Genomic DNA, 19,248 nt, shown 5'->3' with positions numbered 1-19,248 from the left:
AACCCCACAAGCGCGGGTAGGCTCCTTTCAGTTAAGCGAAGGAGAACACACCGCCATGGCCCGTTTGAGCAAGGTCCTGATCGCCAACCGCGGAGAAATCGCCGTCCGCGTGATCCGCGCGGCCCGCGACGAGGGCATCGCCTCGGTCGCCGTCTACGCCGAGCCGGACCGCGAGGCGCTCCACGTCCGGCTCGCCGACGAGGCCTACGCCCTCGGCGGCTCGACGGCCGCCGAGTCCTACCTGGTGATCGAGAAGATCCTCGCCGCCGCCGAGCAGTCCGGGGCCGACTCCGTGCACCCGGGCTACGGCTTCCTCTCCGAGAACGCGGACTTCGCGCAGGCCGTCATCGACGCGGGCCTGACCTGGATCGGCCCGCCGCCGGCCGCGATCGCCCAGCTCGGCGACAAGGTGCAGGCCCGACACATCGCCGAGCGCGTCGGTGCACCTCTCGTGCCCGGCACCAAGGACCCCGTCACGAGCACCCGCGAGGTGCTCGAGTTCGCGGACCACCACGGCCTCCCGCTGGCCATCAAGGCCGCGTACGGCGGCGGAGGACGCGGCATCAAGGTCGCCCGCTCCCGCGAGGAGATCCCCGAGCTCTACGAGTCGGCGGTCCGCGAGGCCACCGCGGCGTTCGGCCGCGGCGAATGCTTCATCGAGCGCTTCCTCGATGCCCCGCGCCACGTCGAGACCCAGTGCCTCGCCGACGCCCACGGCACCGTCGTCGTCGTCTCCACGCGCGACTGCTCCCTGCAGCGCCGCAACCAGAAGCTCGTCGAGGAGGCCCCCGCGCCGTTCCTGAGCGACGAGCAGAACCGGCGTCTCTACGAGGCCTCCAAGGCCATCCTGCGCGAGGCCGGATACGTCGGCGCGGGCACGTGCGAGTTCCTCGTCGGCCAGGACGGCGTCATCTCCTTCCTCGAGGTCAACACGCGCCTGCAGGTCGAGCACCCGGTCACCGAGGAGGTCACGGGGATCGACCTGGTCCGCGAGCAGTTCCGCCTGGCCCGCGGCGAGGAGCTCGGCTACCTCGACCCCGAGGTGCGCGGCCACTCCTTCGAGTTCCGCATCAACGGGGAGGACGCGGGCCGGAACTTCATGCCGGCGCCCGGCACGCTGGCGACCCTTCGCTTCCCGAGCGGCCCGGGGGTCCGTGTGGACACGGGCGTCGAGGAGGGCGAGTCCGTGTCCGGGAACTTCGACTCGATGATCGCCAAGCTCATCGTCTCCGGCTCCACCCGGGCCCAGGCCGCCGCGCGGGCCCGGCGCGCCCTGGATGAGCTCGTCGTCGAGGGCATGCCGACGGTCGTGCCCTTCCACCGCGCCGTGATGGCGGACGAGGCGTTCGTGCCGTCCGAGGGCCCGTTCAGCGTGCACACCCGCTGGATCGAGACGGCGTTCGAGAACACGATCCAGCCCTGGTCGCCGACGGGCGCCGACGAGGCCGAGGGCGCCGGCGAGCGCCGCAAGGTCACGGTCGAGGTCGGCGGCAAGCGCCTCGAGGTGGTCCTTCCCGCCGGGCTCGGCGGCTCGTCCAACGGACGCGCCACGGCCAAGCCGAAGAAGCGGCGCGGCCTGCGCTCCGGCGCCTCCGCCGGGGCGTCCGGGGACGACCTCGAGTCGCCCATGCAGGGAACCATTGTCAAAGTCGCCGTCGCGGACGGGGACCAGGTCTCGGAGGGCGATCTGATCGTGGTCCTCGAGGCCATGAAGATGGAGCAGCCCCTCACGGCCCACAAGGCCGGAACGGTGTCCGGGCTGAGCGCGGCACCGGGGGAAACCGTGTCCGCGGGCGCCGTCCTGGCCACGATCAGCGACTGACGCCTGGCGGGGCCCCGCCAGGGGGGAGGACGACGGCGGTGCCGGCACCGCCGTCGTCCTCCCCCTTTCGCGCGCCCTCCTCGACCCGGATTGATTCGTCTAGCGAACCACCCACCCGATTGTCAAATCCGATCCTTTACAAAGATTCCCGGACGAACGATAGTTAACCCCACTCGGGGGAAAACCCGTCCATGGCTTGGGGCCGTTGACGGGACGAGCTCTTGGGGATCACCCGGCCACCGGGCGAAAAAGCGCCCTCGGCCGACGCTCAATGGGGAGTTAAAAGTGAAGAAATTGGGGAGGGGACCGGTATCACCGGCCCGAAAACTGGGGGTGTTCGCGGCTGCCACGGCATTGATAGCCACGGGCGCACTCGCACCACTCGCAGCGGCAACCGCCGCACCACCTCCAGGACAGGACTTCAACGTCACGCAGGGCGACCTGGAATTCATCATCAAGCAGATCGACATCGCCGAGGACCACGCCAAGCAGTGGACCCGCAACCAGGACGCCTCGCCCTTGTGCGACACGGCTTCCCGCCAGTTCCACATCAATTCGCAGACCTACACCGACCAGCGCGGCCTGAACGACTCCGATCGCGGCTACTGCGTTGGAACGGCGACCATGCCGTACGGCCTGCGGACCGTGGACGGCCGGTGGAACAACCTGCTGCCGGGCCAGGACGGCTACGGAACCGCCAACCGGGTGTTCCCGCGGCTGCTGACACCGGACTACATCACCGCCGGCCCGGTGCCGTTCGGCATCCCCGGGAATCCCTTCGGCACCCCCGGCACCATCACGAGCTACGAACAGACCGACGGATTCGTGTTCGACACCCGTCCGCGGACCATCTCCAACCTCATCGTCGACCAGACCACGGCCAACCCGGCCGCGGTCGAGGTCATGGACCGCGTCGACGGCGCAGGGGTCGAGAACGGGGCCGTCATTCGGCGCCTTGCGGGCGAAAACCGCTATGGCACGGCGGCGGTCATCAGCCAGAGCAACTTCGATGCGGGCGTACCGACCGTCAACATCGCCAACGGTGAGAACTTCCCCGACAGCCTCGCTGCCGGGCCGGCGGCGCGTTCGGACTTCGCGCCCCTGCTGCTGGTCCGGCCGGGAGTGATCCCGCCGGAGACGGCGGCCGAACTGCTCCGTCTGGAACCGCAGAGCATCACGATCGTCGGTGGGACGGGCGCCGTGTCGGTGACCGTCGAGTCCCTCCTCGGAAACTACACCGAGGGTGCGGTCAACCGGGTCGCCGGCGCCGACCGCTACGAGACCGCGGCGGCGATCAGCGCCCATGCCTTCAATCCCGGCGTCGGACGCGTCTACATCGCCTTCGGCGGGAACTTCCCCGACTCCCTCGCGGCGGCCGCTCCGGCCGCCCGCGACGGACACCCGATCCTCCTGACGCGGCCGGGGGTCCTGCCGCCCGCGACCATCGCCGAGCTGCAGCGCCTGCAGCCGCAGGAGATCGTCATCGTCGGTGGACCGGGAGTCGTCACTCCGGCCGTCCAGACCGCCCTCGGCGCGTTCACGACCGGGACGGTCACCCGGCTCGCCGGAATCGACCGGTACGAGACGATGCTGGCCATCTCCCAGGCCAACTACCCGGACACGACCACGACGGTGTACATCGCCATCGGGACGAACTTCCCCGACGCGCTTGCCGCGGCTCCGGTCGCGGGACTGCGGGAAGGCCCCGTCCTGCTGAGCCGCCCCGGAGCCACCCTGGATCCATCGCTGGTCGCCGAGCTCCAGAGGCTCAACCCCGACCGGGTCATCCACCTGGGCGGTACGGGCGTCTTGACGACGGCCACCGAGACCCAGATCCGGAACCTGCTCGAGGGAACCCACATCCAGATCCCGGACATCGCCACGGACGAGGGCCTCTCGGCCTCCGCGACGAGCCTGTTCGTGATCTTCGGGCAGTTCTTCGACCACGGGCTCGACCTCATCAACAAGGGCGGCAACGGCACCGTCGTCGTCCCGCTGAACCCGGACGACCCGCTGTACCGGCCCGGCGCGTCAACGAACTTCCTGACGCTGTCCCGCGGCACGATCGACGACACCGATGGCGGTCGCGAGCACATCAACCGCACGACGCCGTTCGTCGACCAGAACCAGACCTACACCTCGCACGCGTCGCACCAGGCGTTCCTGCGGGAGTACACGCTGGACGGGAACGGATCGCCGGTCCCGACCGGCCGGATCCTCAACGGCACGAACTCCGAGGGCGCGCCCGTGGAGGGCCTGCCCACGTGGGCCGACGTCAAGAAGCAGGCCCGCGACATCCTGGGCATCGACCTCGAGGACTTCGACGTCCTCGACGTTCCGCTCATCGCGACCGACCCCTACGGGCATCTGCTGCTCGGCCCCGAAGGCCGCGCGCAGCTGGCCTTCGAGGACGGCAACGGCGGCACGGAGCTGCGGGAGGCCGGGGTTCCCCTGGCCCTCAATGGCCCGGAGGACGGCCTGCTGGAGACGACGGGCCTGACGGCGAACGCGTCCTTCCTGGACGACATCGCCCACGGCGCCACGCCGGGACCCGACGTCCCGGACCCCGCCGATCCGGACGGACCGACGATCCCGGGCTACGACAACGTCGCCCTCGACGCCCACTTCATCACGGGCGACGGCCGCGGCAACGAGAACATCGGCCTGACCGCCGTGCACCACGTGTTCCACGCCGAGCACAACCGGGTCATGGACCAGATCCAGGATGTCCTGGAGACGGAACTGGCCGTCGACGGCAACGAGAGCGGGCAGGAGCTCCTCGAACGCTTCGAGGCCGACGGCTTCTGGAACTACGGCGAGCGGCTCTTCCAGGCGGCCCGGTTCTTCACCGAGATGCAGTACCAGCACCTCGTCTTCGAGGAATTCGCCCGCCGGATCCAGCCGAACATCGACACCACCGTGCTCAACGAGAACTCATACCAGCCGGACGTCGATTCCGCCATCGTCGCGGAGTTCGCCCACGCGGTCTACCGTTTCGGCCACTCGATGCTCCGCGAGTCGGTGCCGCGGGAGTACGACGGCGAGATCCACGAGATGGCGCTCTTCGACGCGTTCCTCAACCCGGCGGCGTTCAACACCGCACCGGACGGATCGGGAACGATCCTGACGGCGAACGAGTCCGCCGGCGGCATCATCAAGGGCCTGGCCAACCAGACCGCCAACGGTGTCGACGAGTTCGTGACCCACGTGCTGCGCAACCAGCTGCTCGGCCTCCCGCTCGACCTGGCGACCATCAACATGGTGCGCGCCCGGGAGACGGGAACGCCCGGACTGCAGGCGGCACGCGCGACGATCTTCGCCGAGACCCGGGATCCGCAGCTCGAGCCCTACGAGAGCTGGGAGGACTTCCGCCTCTCGATGAAGAACCCCGAGTCGATCGCCAACTTCATCGCGGCCTACGGCGTCCATCCGACGCTGCCGGAGACCGCGACGCTCGCCGAGCGGCGGGCGGCCGGCACGGCCCTCTCCCTCGACGAGGCGTTTATGAACGCCCCGGCCGCGGAAACAGGGCTCAGCGGCGTGGACCTGTGGATGGGCGGCCTCGCCGAGAAGCCGTTCGTCTTCGGCGGCATGCTCGGCTCGACGTTCAACTACGTCTTCGAGAAGCAGCTCGAGGACCTGCAGAACGGCGACCGGTTCTACTACCTGACGCGTAATCTGGGCAACTCGCTCTTCCACACGCTGGAGGCGAATTCCCTGTCCCAGATCGTGCTCCGCAACACCGATGCGGACCGCGTGCCGCACGACGTGTTCGCGGCCCCGCAGATCACCTTCGATCTGCGCGACTCGCAGGCCGAGCTCAACGCGGCGGGCCTGACCGGCAACGCAGTCGACGGCTGGCGCTTCACGGAAGGCGACCACGTCACCATCCAGGGCACCGACGGAAGCGACGGCACCGTGGGCCACGACATCATCCGCGGTGGCCTCGGCGACGACTCCATCTGGGGCCTCGCGGGGAACGACCGGATCGAGGGCGACGACGGCAACGACGCCATCATGGGCGGCGACGGCGACGACATCCTGACCGACCTCCACGGCGACGACAGGATCCAGGGCGAGGCCGGCAACGACGCCATCAACGGCGGTCCCGGCATCGACGACCTGCTCTTCGGCGGATCGGGCACCGACTACATCCTGGGCGGCCATGACGCCTCCACGGTGTTCGGCGGCCTGGACGACGACTTCATCCTCGGCTCCTCCGGACGCGACAACCTCCGGGGCGACGAGGGCGACGACTGGATCGACGGCGGCAACAACGCCGACCTGCTCGTGGGCGACCTCAGCAACACGATGCAGAACGATCCGGGCCTCTACCACGGCGGACACGACGTCCTCGTGGGCCGGACCGGCAACAACGACCACGACGCCGAAGGCGGCGACGACATCATGGTCGGCGGCCCGGGCACCGACCGCTTCGGCGGCATGCTCGGCTTCGACTGGGTGACGTTCGACGGCAGCACGCGTCCCGTCGTGGCGGACATGGACACGATCATGATCGTGCCCGGTCCGGAGTCGGCGATCATGTCCCGCTACCTGCAGGTCGAGGGCTGGTCGGGCGGCTTCGGCAACGACGTCGTCCGCGGCAACAACAACGTGGACGCGTTCGTCGATCCCGAGATCAACCAGCTCGGTTACGGGCACCGGCTCACGGAAGAGCACCTGAACCGCATCGGTGGGCTGCGGGACCTGCTCACCGGAGGTGCCCAGGACTACTCGGAGCGGTTTATGGTCGGCGCTCCGTTCACCGACGAGGACATGAACAACAACATCCTCCTCGGCGGACCCGGCAACGACCTGATCGAACCGCGATCCGGGACCAACTTCATCGACGGCGACGCCTGGCTCGACGTCGCGGTGAGCGGCCCCGACGGAAACAACGGGACGCTCGTGACGAACAACGTGGGCGACTTCCAGAACCTGATCTTCTCGGGCCAGATCAGCCCGGCTGATCTGGAGATCGTCCGCCAGCTGCAGAACGTCGACGCCGCGCTCAATGGCACCGACACCGTCCTCATCGACGCACCGCGCGCAGACTTCACCATCACGCGCAACGTAGATGGAGTCGTCGTCGTGGCAAGCATCGACAATCCGGAGGAGAACACGCACTACCTCCGCAACGTCGAGTTCATCCAGTTCGCGGATGAGCCGCCGATCGACACGGCAACGCTCGAGGTGACCGACCTCACGCCGCTGACCGTCACCACCAACGACATCGGCACGCCGGCCGAGGGCGACACCCTCACGGCCACGGTCGACGTCGACGGCCCGGCGGTCTTCGAACTCCAGGTCATCGCCCTGGACGGAGCCGGCAACGAGGTCGCGATCACGACCCAGAGCAACGACTCGGGCGAGTTCGAGATCGGCGCGACGGAGGACGGGCAGCAGGTCCAGGTCGTGGCGGTCGTGGCCACGGACGACGGCCCCCAACAGGGGGTCTCGGACGCGAGCAGCGGCGAGACCAGTGAACTGGACTCGACGCCTCCGACGCTGGGAGCCGGAGCGGACTTCTGACCCGGGTGGTGGCCGCCGCGAGCGGCGGCCACCACCCGGCACCACCAGCGACACCAGCGTGAGGCCGTCCCCTGCGGGGGACGGCCTCACCGCGTCCGCGCAGGCCGGCGGCGCGGACGACCCGCCCGGACTAGTCCTGCTGGACGAGTTCGAAGACGTACGGGATCGTCCGGCCCTCGAGGGCGACCACCTGGTCCAGCGCTCCGGACCAGCCGTCGTCGCACGTGATCGAGACCCGGTGGGTCCCCGCCTCCAGGCGGAGCTCGACCTCGCCCCGGGAGGCATCGACCTCACCGAGCGCGCGGGCCGCTCCGAGCATCGAACCGCCCGAGTAGGCGGGCAGCAGCCGGTTGGCCGAGGCCAGGCAACGGGACATCCCGGCACCGTCGGCCCCCGTCAAGGCCAGCACGACGACGGCCGCCGCGTCGGGCGCGGACGCCGCCGTGCCGAGAGGGGCTGTGGACGCGGGCCTCGTCGCCCCGGCCGGGGACGCTGCCGCGCCCGGCGCCGTCGCGGACGAGGCGGGCCCCGCCGTCGTACCCACCGGGCCCGGCGGCACCTGCGGCTCCCCCGCCGGGCCCCCGCAGGCCGCGAGGACCAGTGTCAGCCCCGCCGCCGGGGCGGCGATCCACGCAAGGCGTGCGTTCATGCCCTGATCATCCGCCCGCGCCGGCCCCGCGCCTAGACCGGCCGGCAAGATGCCGCCCAACCGTGATCCGTGGCCGGGGATGGCGCGAAGGCCGCCGACCCGTTCGGGTCGGCGGCCTTCGACAGCAGCAGTCCGGAGCGGATCAGGCGATGTTGTTCTCGTAGTCGGTGTCCTTGGTCTCCGCCGTCATCCACAGCGCCACCATGGTCAGGACGGCGGCCGCGGCGAGGTAGATGCCGACCCACATCGTGTTTCCGCCGCCCGCCTGCCACAAGGCGATGGCCACGAAGGACGCTGGCGCCGCACCGATGACCGAGGACAGGTTGTAGGCGATCGCGGATCCCGTGTAGCGCACGTTGGCGGGAAAGAGCTCCGGAAGGATGGCCGCCATCGGGCCGAAGGTCAGGCCCATGAGCGTGAAGCCGATGATCAGGCCCACCATGGCCGGGCCCTGTCCCGGTCCGAACATCAGCGTCCAGGACGCGCCGAAGACGAGGATCCCGGCGCTGACCGCAAGGAGGAAGCGGCGGCGGCCGAACTTCTCGGCGAGGGGTCCGGAGACCACCGTGAAGATGCCGAAGAAGACGACGCCGAGGATGAGCATCCACAGGAACTCGGCGCGCGGCACACCCAGGCCGGGGACGAACGCGGCCTCGGCGGCAGCCGTCCACTCCTTGCCGGAGGCCTCGGCCGCGGCCCTGGCCTTCTCGACGGTGTCCGGCGAGGTGCCGTACGTCAGCGTGAAGGAGGTCATCAGGTAGAAGAGGACGTACGTGGCGAACATGATGAACGTGCCCGCGACGACGGGGCGCCAGTGGAACTTGAAGGTGTCGGCGAGCGGGGACTTGGCGACCTTGTTCTCCTTGACCACGTTCTGGAACGAGGTCGACTCCACGAGCTTGAGGCGGATGTAGAGGCCGACGATCACGAGGACGGCGGAGAGCAGGAACGGCACGCGCCAGCCCCAGTCCATGAACTGCTCGGTGGTCAGGCTCAGCTGCAGCACGACGAAGATCAGGTTGGCCAGGATGAAGCCGATCGGTGCGCCCAGCTGCGGGAAGGTGCCGTAGATGGCGCGCTTGTTCTTCGGGGCGTTCTCCGTCGCCAGGAGCGCGGCTCCGGACCATTCGCCGCCGAGCGCGAGCCCCTGGAAGAAGCGCAGGATGACGAGCATGAGCGGGGCCAGGACCACGAACGATCCCGTGGCCGCGGGGAGGAAGCCGATGAGGAAGGTCGCGATGCCCATCGTCAGCAGCGATGCCACGAGGGTCCCCTTGCGGCCGAACTTGTCGCCGAAGTGGCCGAACACGATCGATCCGAGCGGGCGGGCGATGAAGGCCACGCCGAAGATCGCGAACGAGCTCAGGATCGCGTTGATGTTCGTGGCGTTCGGGAAGAACAGGGCCGGGAAGACGAGGACGGACGCCGTCGCGTACGCGTAGAAGTCGTAGAACTCGATCGTGGTTCCGATGAGGCTGGCGAAGATCACGCGCCCTCGCGTGTTCTGCTTCGGCGCCGCCACGGTGGTCTTGTTGGACACGGGTGGGATCCTTGGGGTCGTTGGTCCGTATGGTTGCCCGGCCATACTAGATCCATCGGACCGCCATGTGGACAGCGCGTCCACGATGTGGACACCCCTTGACCGCCGGCCGGGCCGGCCGGCCGCTAGAGGTGCACGTGCAGCCGGCGCGCGGCCTCGGAGACGGAGCCGGCGAGGGACGGGTAGACCGTAAAGGTCTCGGCGATGTCGTCCACGTGGAGGCGCTTGTGGACGGCCAGCGCGATCGGGAAGATCAGCTCCGAGGCGCGCGGTGCCACGATCACGCCGCCGATCACGGACCCCGAGCCCCGGCGCGAGATGATCTTGACGAAGCCCTCCGTGACGTTCATCATCTTGGCCCGGGCGTTGGTGGCCAGATCCAGCTTGATGATGTCCGCCTGGTACTTGCCCTCGGCGACCTGCTGCTCGGTGACGCCGACCGTCGCGATCTCGGGGCTCGTGAAGATGTTCGAGGAGACCTCGTGGAGCTTGAGCGGACGGACGCTGTCGCCGAGCAAATGGGCCATGGCGATCCGGCCCTGCATCGCGGCGACGGAGGCGAGGGCGAAGACGCCCGTGCAGTCGCCCGCCGCGTAGACGTTCGGGGCCGTGGTGCGGGAGACGCCGTCGACCTTGATGTGGCCGGACTCGGTGAGCTTGACGCCGGCCTCCTCGAGGCCGATCCCGGCGGTGTTCGGGATGCCGCCGACGGCCACGAGGCAGTGGCTGCCCTCGACGACCTCGCCGCTCGAGAGGGTCACGCGCACGGTATCGCCGTGGCGTTCCACGGACTCGGCGCGGGAGCGGGACATGACGTTGACGCCGTTGGACTCGAACACCTTCTCCAGGACCTGTGCGGCGTCCGCGTCCTCGCCGGGCAGGACCCGGTCCCGCGAGGAGACGAGCGTGACCTTGGTGCCGAGCAGGTTGTAGGCGGAGGCGAACTCGGCTCCCGTGACGCCGGAGCCGATGACGATCAGGTGCTCCGGGATCTCCTGGAGCTTGTAGACCTGCGTCCAGGTGAAGATCCGCTCCCCGTCGGGCTTCGCCGTCGGAAGCTCGCGGGCGTGCGCCCCGGTCGCGATGAGCAGGGCGTCGGCCTCGAGGACCTCGCTGCCGCCGTCGCGGCGGTCCACGTGGACGCGGCGGTGATCCAACAGGCGTCCCTCGCCGATGATGATGCGCACGCCCGCCTTCTCGAGGCCGGCGTGGATGTCGGAGGACTGGTCCCGGGCGAGGGCCAGGAGTCGCTGGTTGACGACGCCGAGGTCGGCGGCCGCGTCCTCCGTCCCGGTCTCGACGCCGAACTTGCGGGCCCCCGCCACGCGGCGCATCGCGTCCGCCGTCGCGATGAGCGTCTTGGACGGGACGACGTCGGTCAGCACCGCGGACCCGCCCATCCCCTGCCGCTCGACGATCGTGACCTGCGCGCCGAGCGACGCGCCGACCATCGCCGCCTCGTATCCGCCGGGGCCTCCCCCGAGGACGACGAGGCGGTGGGAGCTCAAATCATGTGGTGACGTCACAAGCCCCCATTGTTCCCTACCGGGCGGAAACATGCACACCACCACCGGCGCACCGCTCCTGCCAAACGGCGCCGCGAACCGGTAGCTTAGTGGCGTGACCGATGAACTGAACGATCCGTTTGCCCTGGCCGCGCAGGCCGCCGCCGCCATCGCCGAGCAGACGGGGGTGGAACGCCACGACACCGCGCTGGTCCTCGGCTCCGGCTGGGGCGAGGCCGCCGGGCTCCTGGGCGAGACGACCCACGCCCTGCCCGCCGCCGAGCTGCCCGGATTCCACGCCCCCGCCGTCGTGGGCCACACGGGGACCATCCGCTCCATCCTGACCCCGTCGGGCCGCCGGATCCTCGTCGTGGGCGCCCGCACCCACTACTACGAGGGCCGCGGCGTGCGCGCCGTCGTCCACGGCGTGCGCACGGCGGCGGCCGCCGGGTGCTCAACCCTCGTGCTGACCAACGGCTGCGGCGGATTGAATCCGGACTGGACGCCCGGAACGCCCGTGCTGATCAGCGACCACATCAATCTCACGGCCACGTCGCCGCTCGAGGGCGCGACCTTCGTCGACCTGACGGACCTCTATTCCTCCCGCCTGCGCGGGATCGCCCGCGAGGTGGACCCGACGCTCGACGAAGGCGTCTACGCGCAGTTCACGGGGCCCCACTACGAGACGCCCGCGGAGGTGCAGTATGCCCGCCGGATCGGAGCCGACCTCGTGGGCATGTCCACCGCGCTCGAGGCCATCGCGGCGCGGCATGCGGGCCTCGAGGTCTTCGGCATCTCCCTCGTGACCAACCTGGCCGCCGGCATCAGCCCCGTCCCGCTCAGCCACGAAGAGGTCATCGAGGCGGGACAGGCCGCCGGCCCGCGCATCTCCCGGCTGCTCGCCGACATCGTCGACCGCATCTAGCCCCCCGGCATTGTCCGCCGCCCCACGCCCGGACAGTTCCGGTCCCCGACTCCAGAAGAGCCCCATGAACAGCAAGCAGTCCGCGTCCCCCTTCCCGCCCGAGCCAGGCCGCCTCGCCGCGGTCGCCGAGGCCTGGGCGGCCACCGATCCCGATCCCGCGACCGCCGCGGAGCTGCGTGCCCTCGCCGCGGAGCAGGACCTCGACGGCGAGGCCGGGGAGATCGCCCGCGCCGAGCTCTCCGACCGTTTCGCCGGAACGCTGGAGTTCGGCACGGCCGGCCTGCGCGCCGCCCTCGGCGCGGGACCGAACCGGATGAACCGCGTCGTCGTCCGCCGCACGGCCGCCGGACTGGCCCGGTTCCTCCTGGAGACCGCGGCCGGCGCGTACGTGCCGAGCGTCGTCGTCGGATTCGATGCCCGGCACAACTCCGACGTGTTCGCCCTCGACACCGCCGCCGTGCTCACGGCCGCCGGCATCGAGGCCTTCCTGATGCCCGGGCCGCTGCCGACCCCGGTGCTCGCCTGGGCCGTGCGCGAGCACGGCTGCGAGGCCGGCGTCATGGTGACCGCCAGCCACAACCCGCCCCAGGACAACGGGTACAAGGTCTACCTCGGCGGCCGGGCCGTCGGCGGATCGGGCCAGGGCGCGCAGATCGTCGCTCCCCTGGACGCGGAGATCGCCTCGCACATCTCCTACGACGGCCCGCTCGAGGACATCGCCCTCGCGGACTCCGGCTGGACCGTGCTGCCGGGGGCCGGGGCGGACGGCGATGTCCAGGCCCGCTACATCGAGGCCGTCTCCGCCCTCCTGCCCGCCCCCGACGCCGAGACCGCCAGGGCCCGCGCCGGGCTGCGGATCGTGCTGACCCCGCTGCACGGGGTCGGCGGGGACACGATGGTCCGCGTGTTCGAGCGCGCGGGCTTCACCCAGGTCCACCTCGTCGAGCAGCAGGCCGCCCCGGATCCGGATTTCCCGACGGTCTCGTTCCCCAACCCGGAGGAGGCCGGAGCCCTGGACCTCGCCCTGGCGCGCGCGGGCGAGCTCGACGCCGACCTCGTGGTCGCCAACGACCCGGATGCCGACCGCTGCGCGCTGGCGGTGGAGTTCGCGGACGGGCCGCGGATGCTGCGCGGCGACGAGACGGGCGCCCTGCTCGGCGCGTATCTGGCGGCGCGGTTCGCTCCCGCCGCCGGGGACGGAGGGGGTACGACGCCGGAGCAGGGTCCGCGGCCCGTGTTCGCCAACTCGGTGGTGTCCTCGCGCCTGCTCTCGCGGATCGCCGCCTCCCACGGGATCGAGCACACCACGACCTTGACGGGTTTCAAGTGGATCGCCCGGGTCCCGGACCTCGTCTACGGCTACGAAGAGGCCCTGGGCTACTGCGTCGCGCCGGAGCTCGTGCGGGACAAGGACGGCATCTCCGCCGCGCTCCTGCTCGCCGACCTCGCGGCGAACCTCAAGGCCGAGGGCCGCGGCATCCCCGACGCGCTCGACCAGCTGGCCCTCGTGCACGGGCTCTTCGCGACGGACCAGCTCTCGGTGCGCGTCCATTCGCTCGACCTGCTCGGGGCCATGATGGGCCGGCTGCGGGCCCAGCCGCCGGAGTCCTTCGGCGGTTCGGACGTGGTCGAGGCCCTGGACCTGGCCGAGGGGACCATGCTTCCGCCCACCGACGGCCTGCTCTACCTGACCGCCGACGACACGCGCGTCATCATCCGGCCCAGCGGCACCGAACCCAAGCTCAAGTGCTACCTGGAGGTCGTCGCGCCGGTCTACGCCGCCGATTCCCTGGAGGACGCACGGGCCACGGCCAGGGCCCGGCTCGACGCCGTGCTGGCCGACGTCAACGAAGCGCTCGGCCTGTAGCGCGCACGACCCCACCACACCCGTTTCCAGGAGGACCCATGACCACCGACATCGCGAGCTACATCGACCACACCCTGCTCAAGCCGGACGCCTCGCGCGATGACGTCCTGCGGATCGCCGAGGAGGCGGCCCGCTACCGCTTCAAGTCCGTCTGCGTGAACCCGTTGTGGGTCTCGACCGTCGCCGGCGCCCTCGAGGGGACGGGCGTGCTGACCTGCTCCGTCGTCGGCTTCCCGTTCGGCGCGACCACGAGTGCGGCCAAGGCCTTCGAGACCACGCGGGCCGTCGCCGACGGCGCCGCGGAGATCGACATGGTCATCGACATCGCGGCGGCCCGCCGCGGCGACCGGGAGGCCCTCGTCGCGGACATCCGCGAAGTGGCCGAGGCGGCCCACGCGGGCGGCGCGATCCTGAAGGTCATCATCGAGACCTCCCTCCTGGACGACGCCCAGAAGGTCCTGGCCTGCGAGGCATCCGTGGAGGCCGGGGCGGACTTCGTCAAGACCTCGACGGGCTTCGCCGGTGGCGGCGCGACCGTGGAGGACGTGGCCCTGATGCGGGCCACCGTGGGCCCCGTCCTCGGCGTCAAGGCCTCGGGCGGAGTCCGCTCGCTCGCGGACGCGCGGGCCATGATCGACGCGGGCGCCACACGGCTGGGAGCCAGCTCCGGAGTTGCTATTGTTGAGGGAGAACAGGGCGCGGAAGGCTACTGAGCCACAGCTTCGCCGGCCCGGCCACCCGTTGCCGTCCGGCAATGCATGAACCAAGGAGATTCGCTGTGTATTCAGACGGCAAGAACAAGGCCTATTCGGGCCAGGGCAACTTCGTCGGGAACTTCATCGCCTTCCTCGCGATGTTCCTCGTCTTCATCGGCGCGTTGTTCGTCCTCTCCTTCTGGACGCTGGAGACCGCATGGTGGCCGGGCCTGGTCTGCCTCGGCCTCGCCGGCCTCGCGTTCGCCGTGCCGCAGCACGTCCTGGGCCGCTCGGACAGCCACCACCGCGCGGCCGAGGCGCAGAAGGCCGTCGAGCACCACTAGCCGCGCCGCCGGACTCCACCGGCCATCGGATCGCAAGACAGGGAGCCCCCGTCGGGGGCTCCCTGTCTGCATCCCCGGCGAATGCCCCACGTGGCGGCCGGCACGGGGGTGTGGTTACTGTAGTGGCCGGGGCACATTCCGGTGCCCGCTTCAAGACCAAGGAGGACAGCATGCGCATTCTGACGTTCCTCGCCGGAGCCGCGGCGGGATACATCCTGGGGACGCGGTCGGGCCGTGAGTCCTACGAGAAGATGAAGGCCAAGGCCCTGGAGCTGTGGGAGGACCCACGGACCCAGGAGAAGATCGGCGAAGTGGGTTCGGTCATCAAGGAGAAGGCGCCGGAGGTCGGGGCCGCGGTCGGGGCGGCCGCGAGCACCGTGGCTTCCAAGGTCAAGGAAACGGCCGCGCAGGCCACCGGCTCGGCTGCTCCGGAGCACGCGCCGGACCACGTCTCGGATCCGGCCCGCGACGATTCCGTGGGCAGCGACTGGGCCGCCGAGGGCGGGGCCACCCCGTCCGGCCCGGCGACCGGCCACTAGCAGGCAACGGGCGGATCGACCGGCCGGTCCGCCCTGGGATCCGCCCCACCAGCCGAAACCGCGACACGTCGACGGATCGTCGTCCCTTGGACGGCGGTCCGTCGACGTGTCGCAGTCCGTTCGGGAATGAAGCGGCCCGTTGCGGTCCGCCGCAGCCAGGGCCGGTCCGGCCTACCGCGCCGCGGCCGCCGGGGCCTCTTCGAAGATGGCGCCGACGACGCCTTCGGCCCATTCGAGCACGGCGGCGTCCGCGAGGTCCCGGCCGCCGACGGGCGAGGTCTTGGGCTTGGGGATCAGCACGGCATTGAGGGCCGGCTTGAACTGGGCCCCCTTGTACATGCGCGCGAGCCGGAGCTGCCGCGACTCGGGCAGCTTCGCGGCGGGGGCGAACTTGATGAAGTTCCCCTGCAGTGCGACGTCCGTGAGGCCGGCGGCCCGGGCCCGGACGCGGAACCGGGCCACGGAGACGAGGTTCGCCACGGGCGGGGGCAGCTCGCCGTAGCGGTCCACGAGCTCCTCGATCACCTCGTCGATGCCCTCGTGGTCGGCGGCGGCCGCCAGCTTCCGGTAGGCCTCGAGCCGCAGGCGCTCCCCCGGCACGTAGTCGTGCGGCAAGTGCGCGTTGACGGGCAGCTCGATCTTCATGTCGGCGACCTTGTCCTCGGCCTCCCCCTTGAAATCGGCGACCGCCTCCCCGACGAGCCGGATGTAGAGGTCGAATCCGACGCCCGCGATGTGGCCCGACTGCTCGCCGCCGAGGAGGTTGCCGGCGCCGCGGATCTCGAGGTCCTTCATGGCCAGCTGGAATCCGGATCCGAGCTCGTTGTGCGCGGCGACGGCCTTGAGCCGCTCGAGCGCCACCTCGCCGAGGGGCTTCTCCGCGTTCCACAGGAAGTAGGCGTAGGCCCGCTCGCGACCGCGGCCCACACGGCCGCGCAACTGGTGCAGCTGGGACAGCCCGTAGGCGTCGGCCCGGTCGACGATGAGCGTGTTCGCGTTGGAGATGTCCAGGCCGGTCTCGATGATCGTCGTGGAGACGAGGACATCGAACTTGCGTTCCCAGAAGTCCACGATGATCTGCTCCAGCCGGGCCTCGCTCATCTTGCCGTGCGCGACCTCGACGCGGGCCTCCGGCACGAGCTCGCGCAGCTTGGCGGCGACCGAGTCGATCGAGGAGACGCGGTTGTGGACGAAGAACACCTGGCCCTCGCGCATGAGCTCGCGTCGGACGGCGGCCGTGACCTGCTTGTCGGTGTAGGCGCCGACGTAGGTCAGGACGGGGTGGCGCTCTTCGGGCGGCGTCGCCAGGGTGGAGGTCTCGCGGATTCCGGTCAGGCTCATCTCGAGGGTGCGCGGAATCGGGGTGGCGGACATCGCGAGGACGTCGACGTTGGTGCGCATCTTCTTGAGCGCCTCCTTGTGCTCGACGCCGAAGCGCTGCTCTTCGTCGACGACCACGAGCCCCAGGTCCTTGAAGCCCACCTCGGCCGAGAGCAACCGGTGCGTTCCGACGACGACGTCGACCGAGCCGTTCTTGAGCCCCTCGATGACCTCCTTCGCCTCCTTGGCCGTCTGGAAGCGGGACAGGGACTTCACGCGGACCGGGAACCCGGAGAAGCGCTCGGAGAACGTCTCGTGGTGCTGCCGCGCCAGGAGCGTGGTGGGTACGAGCACGGCGACCTGCTTCCCGTCCTGCACTGCCTTGAAGGCGGCACGCACGGCGATCTCCGTCTTGCCGAAGCCGACGTCGCCCGAGACGAGCCGGTCCATGGGCACCTCGCGCTCCATGTCCGCCTTGACCTCGTTGATGGTCGTGAGCTGATCGGGGGTCTCGGTGAACGGGAAGGCCTCCTCGAGCTCGTTCTGCCACGGCGTGTCCCGGGCGAAGGCGTGGCCACGGGAGGCCATGCGCGCCGAGTAGAGGCGGATCAGTTCGCCGGCGATCTCCTTGACCGCGCGGCGCGCCTTGGACTTGGTGTTGGACCAATCGGCCCCGCCCATCTTGGACAGCGCGGGGGTCTCGCCGCCGACGTAGCGGGTGACCTGGTCCAACTGGTCCGTCGGGACGAAGAGCCGGTCTCCCGGCGCGCCTCGCTTGGCCGGGGCGTACTCGAGCACCATGTACTCCCGCATCGGCGCGTCGGCCCCGGCACCGACCCTGCGCTGCATGAGCTCGACGAAGCGGGCGATCCCGTGCTGTTCATGGACCACGTAGTCGCCCTCGGCGAGCTGCAGCGGATCGACGGCGTTGCGCCGTTTCGCGGCGAGCCGGCGGCCGGACTTGGCGGCGTAGGCGCTCGATCGGCCCAACAGGTCGGCTTCCGTCAGCAGCCCGAGCTTGAGCCCGTCGAACACGAATCCACGCCCCGCGACGGCGGTCGTGATCTCGATCAGCCCTTCCTGCGGCTCGGCGTCGAGCGACTCCACGCGGTGGCACGGGATCCCGGCGTCGTGGAAGAGCTCGGCGAGACGCTGGGCGGGGCCCGGGCCGTCGGTGACGACGACGACGCGCCAGTCGTCGCGCACGCGGGAGCCGATGAACTCCATCATCTCGGCGACGTCACCCTGGTAGCCGCGGGGCTCGCGGGCCGCGACGGTGAGGGAATCGGCGTCGGGCAGCAGCTCCTCGTCCCGCGCGAGGGAGGTCAGGGACCACCAGCTGACGCCCCGCGCGATCGCGTCCGCCCGGGTGTCGGCGAGGGAGGCGAAGCTGCCCGCATCGAGGGCGGCCGCCTCGCCGGCCTGCAGGAGGTCGACGGGGGCGGCCCCGCCGTCGGAGGCCGTGGACCAGGCCGCGGCGAGGAACTCCTCGTTCGTGGCTGCCAGGTCGTGGGCGCGTGCCCTGACCCGCTCGGGCTCCATGACGAGGGCGATGGAGCCGGACGGCAGCTGGGAGGTGAACGGGACCATCCGGTCCACGAGGAGGGGCGCAAGCGACTCCATGCCCTCGACCGCGATCCCCCCGGCGATCTTCTCGAGCAGGTCGGCCGCGGCGGGCATCGATTCCTTGAGCCGGGCCGCACGGGACATCACCGCCGGAGTGATGAGCAGCTCGCGGCACGGCGGGGCGTAGAGCGCCTCGAGAGAGGATCCCTCGCCGGTCAGGGAACGCTGGTCGGCGACGGAGAAGTAGCGCAACTGCTCCACCTCGTCGCCGAAGAACTCGATCCGCACGGGATGGTCCTCGGTGGGCGGGAAGACGTCGAGGATGCCGCCGCGGACGGCGAACTCCCCGCGGTGGGTGACCATGTCCACGCGGGCGTAGGCGGCGTCGGCCAGCGCCCGGACGACATCGCCGAACGGGCGGTCCTCCCCCACGGCCAGGCCCACGGGCTCCAGCGCCCCGAGCCCTTCGACGAGCGGCTGGACGACGGCCCGGATGGGCGCCACGACGACCCGGAGGGTCGCGTCGTCCTGCGCTAGGCGGCGCAAGACGGTCAGGCGCCGGCCCACGGTGTCCGAGCGCGGCGAGAGCCGCTCGTGCGGCAGGGTCTCCCAGCTGGGGAACTCCGCGACGGCGTCGGTCGGCAGGTAGGCGCGCAGAGACGCGGCGAGGTCCTCGGCCTCGCGTCCGGTGGCGGTCACGGCCAGGACGACGCCCGGGCCTCCTCCCGCCGTCAACCCGTCGACGGCCTCGGCGACGAGCGGAGCGCGCAGCCCGGCGGGCGCCGCGACCTCGAGCGCCTCGCTGCGGTCGCCGAACGGGCGCGCCGCCGAGCCCCTGAGTCGGGCGTAGCTCGGATCGGCGGAGAGGGCGGAGCGGAGGCCGGTCAGTCCCATGGGGTCCTTACGTCTCGGGTGCGGGCGGAACTCGGTGCGCACTGCCCGCG

11 protein-coding genes are annotated in these 19,248 nt (G+C 70.6%); 7 read left to right on the top strand and 4 right to left on the bottom strand.

The features are described 5' to 3' along the window. The first annotated feature begins 55 nt into the window (after positions 1-55). The gene (locus AC0QR5_RS01560; protein ID WP_329859818.1) at positions 56-1,822 is read left to right on the top strand and encodes an acetyl/propionyl/methylcrotonyl-CoA carboxylase subunit alpha; all 1,767 of its coding nucleotides are present in this window, start codon (positions 56-58) and stop codon (positions 1,820-1,822) included. Positions 1,823-2,155: 333 nt separating this feature from the next. Beyond that, positions 2,156-7,354: a peroxidase family protein gene (locus AC0QR5_RS01555; protein WP_329859817.1), complete on the top strand. Its 5,199-nt coding sequence runs from the start codon at positions 2,156-2,158 to the stop codon at positions 7,352-7,354. Positions 7,355-7,484: 130 nt separating this feature from the next. On the opposite strand, the gene AC0QR5_RS01550 is transcribed toward AC0QR5_RS01555, so the two are convergent. From AC0QR5_RS01550 to AC0QR5_RS01540, 3 genes are all read right to left on the bottom strand, one after another. Beyond that, positions 7,485-8,003: a hypothetical protein gene (locus AC0QR5_RS01550; RefSeq protein ID WP_329859798.1), complete on the bottom strand. Its 519-nt coding sequence runs from the start codon at positions 8,001-8,003 to the stop codon at positions 7,485-7,487. 142 nt (positions 8,004-8,145) lie between these two features. Further along, complete coding sequence (locus AC0QR5_RS01545; protein WP_430632655.1) at positions 8,146-9,588, bottom strand: MFS transporter; 1,443 nt, start codon at positions 9,586-9,588, stop codon at positions 8,146-8,148. Positions 9,589-9,668: 80 nt separating this feature from the next. After that, positions 9,669-11,069 (bottom strand): NAD(P)H-quinone dehydrogenase, encoded by a 1,401-nt coding sequence (locus AC0QR5_RS01540; protein WP_329859795.1) that lies wholly within the window; start codon positions 11,067-11,069, stop codon positions 9,669-9,671. Positions 11,070-11,163: 94 nt separating this feature from the next. On the opposite strand from AC0QR5_RS01540, the gene AC0QR5_RS01535 reads away from it, so the two are divergent. The 5 genes from AC0QR5_RS01535 to AC0QR5_RS01515 all read left to right on the top strand — a co-directional run bounded on the left by AC0QR5_RS01535 (position 11,164) and on the right by AC0QR5_RS01515 (position 15,418). Then, the gene (locus tag AC0QR5_RS01535) at positions 11,164-11,973 is read left to right on the top strand and encodes a purine-nucleoside phosphorylase (RefSeq protein ID WP_430632654.1); all 810 of its coding nucleotides are present in this window, start codon (positions 11,164-11,166) and stop codon (positions 11,971-11,973) included. A gap of 64 nt (positions 11,974-12,037) precedes the next feature. Further along, on the top strand, positions 12,038-13,840 hold the full coding sequence (locus AC0QR5_RS01530; RefSeq protein WP_329859793.1) for a phospho-sugar mutase: 1,803 nt from the start codon (positions 12,038-12,040) through the stop codon (positions 13,838-13,840). A gap of 38 nt (positions 13,841-13,878) precedes the next feature. After that, positions 13,879-14,553 carry a deoxyribose-phosphate aldolase gene (gene deoC / locus AC0QR5_RS01525; protein WP_329859791.1) on the top strand — a complete coding sequence of 225 codons (675 nt, stop codon included), beginning with the start codon at positions 13,879-13,881 and terminating at the stop codon, positions 14,551-14,553. A 65-nt stretch (positions 14,554-14,618) separates the two neighbouring features. Further along, positions 14,619-14,879 carry a hypothetical protein gene (locus tag AC0QR5_RS01520; protein ID WP_329859790.1) on the top strand — a complete coding sequence of 87 codons (261 nt, stop codon included), beginning with the start codon at positions 14,619-14,621 and terminating at the stop codon, positions 14,877-14,879. 170 nt (positions 14,880-15,049) lie between these two features. Beyond that, the gene (locus AC0QR5_RS01515; RefSeq protein ID WP_329859788.1) at positions 15,050-15,418 is read left to right on the top strand and encodes a YtxH domain-containing protein; all 369 of its coding nucleotides are present in this window, start codon (positions 15,050-15,052) and stop codon (positions 15,416-15,418) included. 171 nt (positions 15,419-15,589) lie between these two features. On the opposite strand, the gene mfd is transcribed toward AC0QR5_RS01515, so the two are convergent. Next, positions 15,590-19,198, bottom strand: coding sequence for a transcription-repair coupling factor (mfd, locus tag AC0QR5_RS01510; protein ID WP_329859787.1), 3,609 nt, complete (start codon positions 19,196-19,198; stop codon positions 15,590-15,592). Between the last annotated feature and the right edge of the window lie 50 nt (positions 19,199-19,248).

Source organism: Arthrobacter sp. J156 (assembly GCF_056172865.1).
Note: the sequence above shows the minus strand (reverse complement) of the source record. Positions and strands in the feature narration are given on the sequence as shown.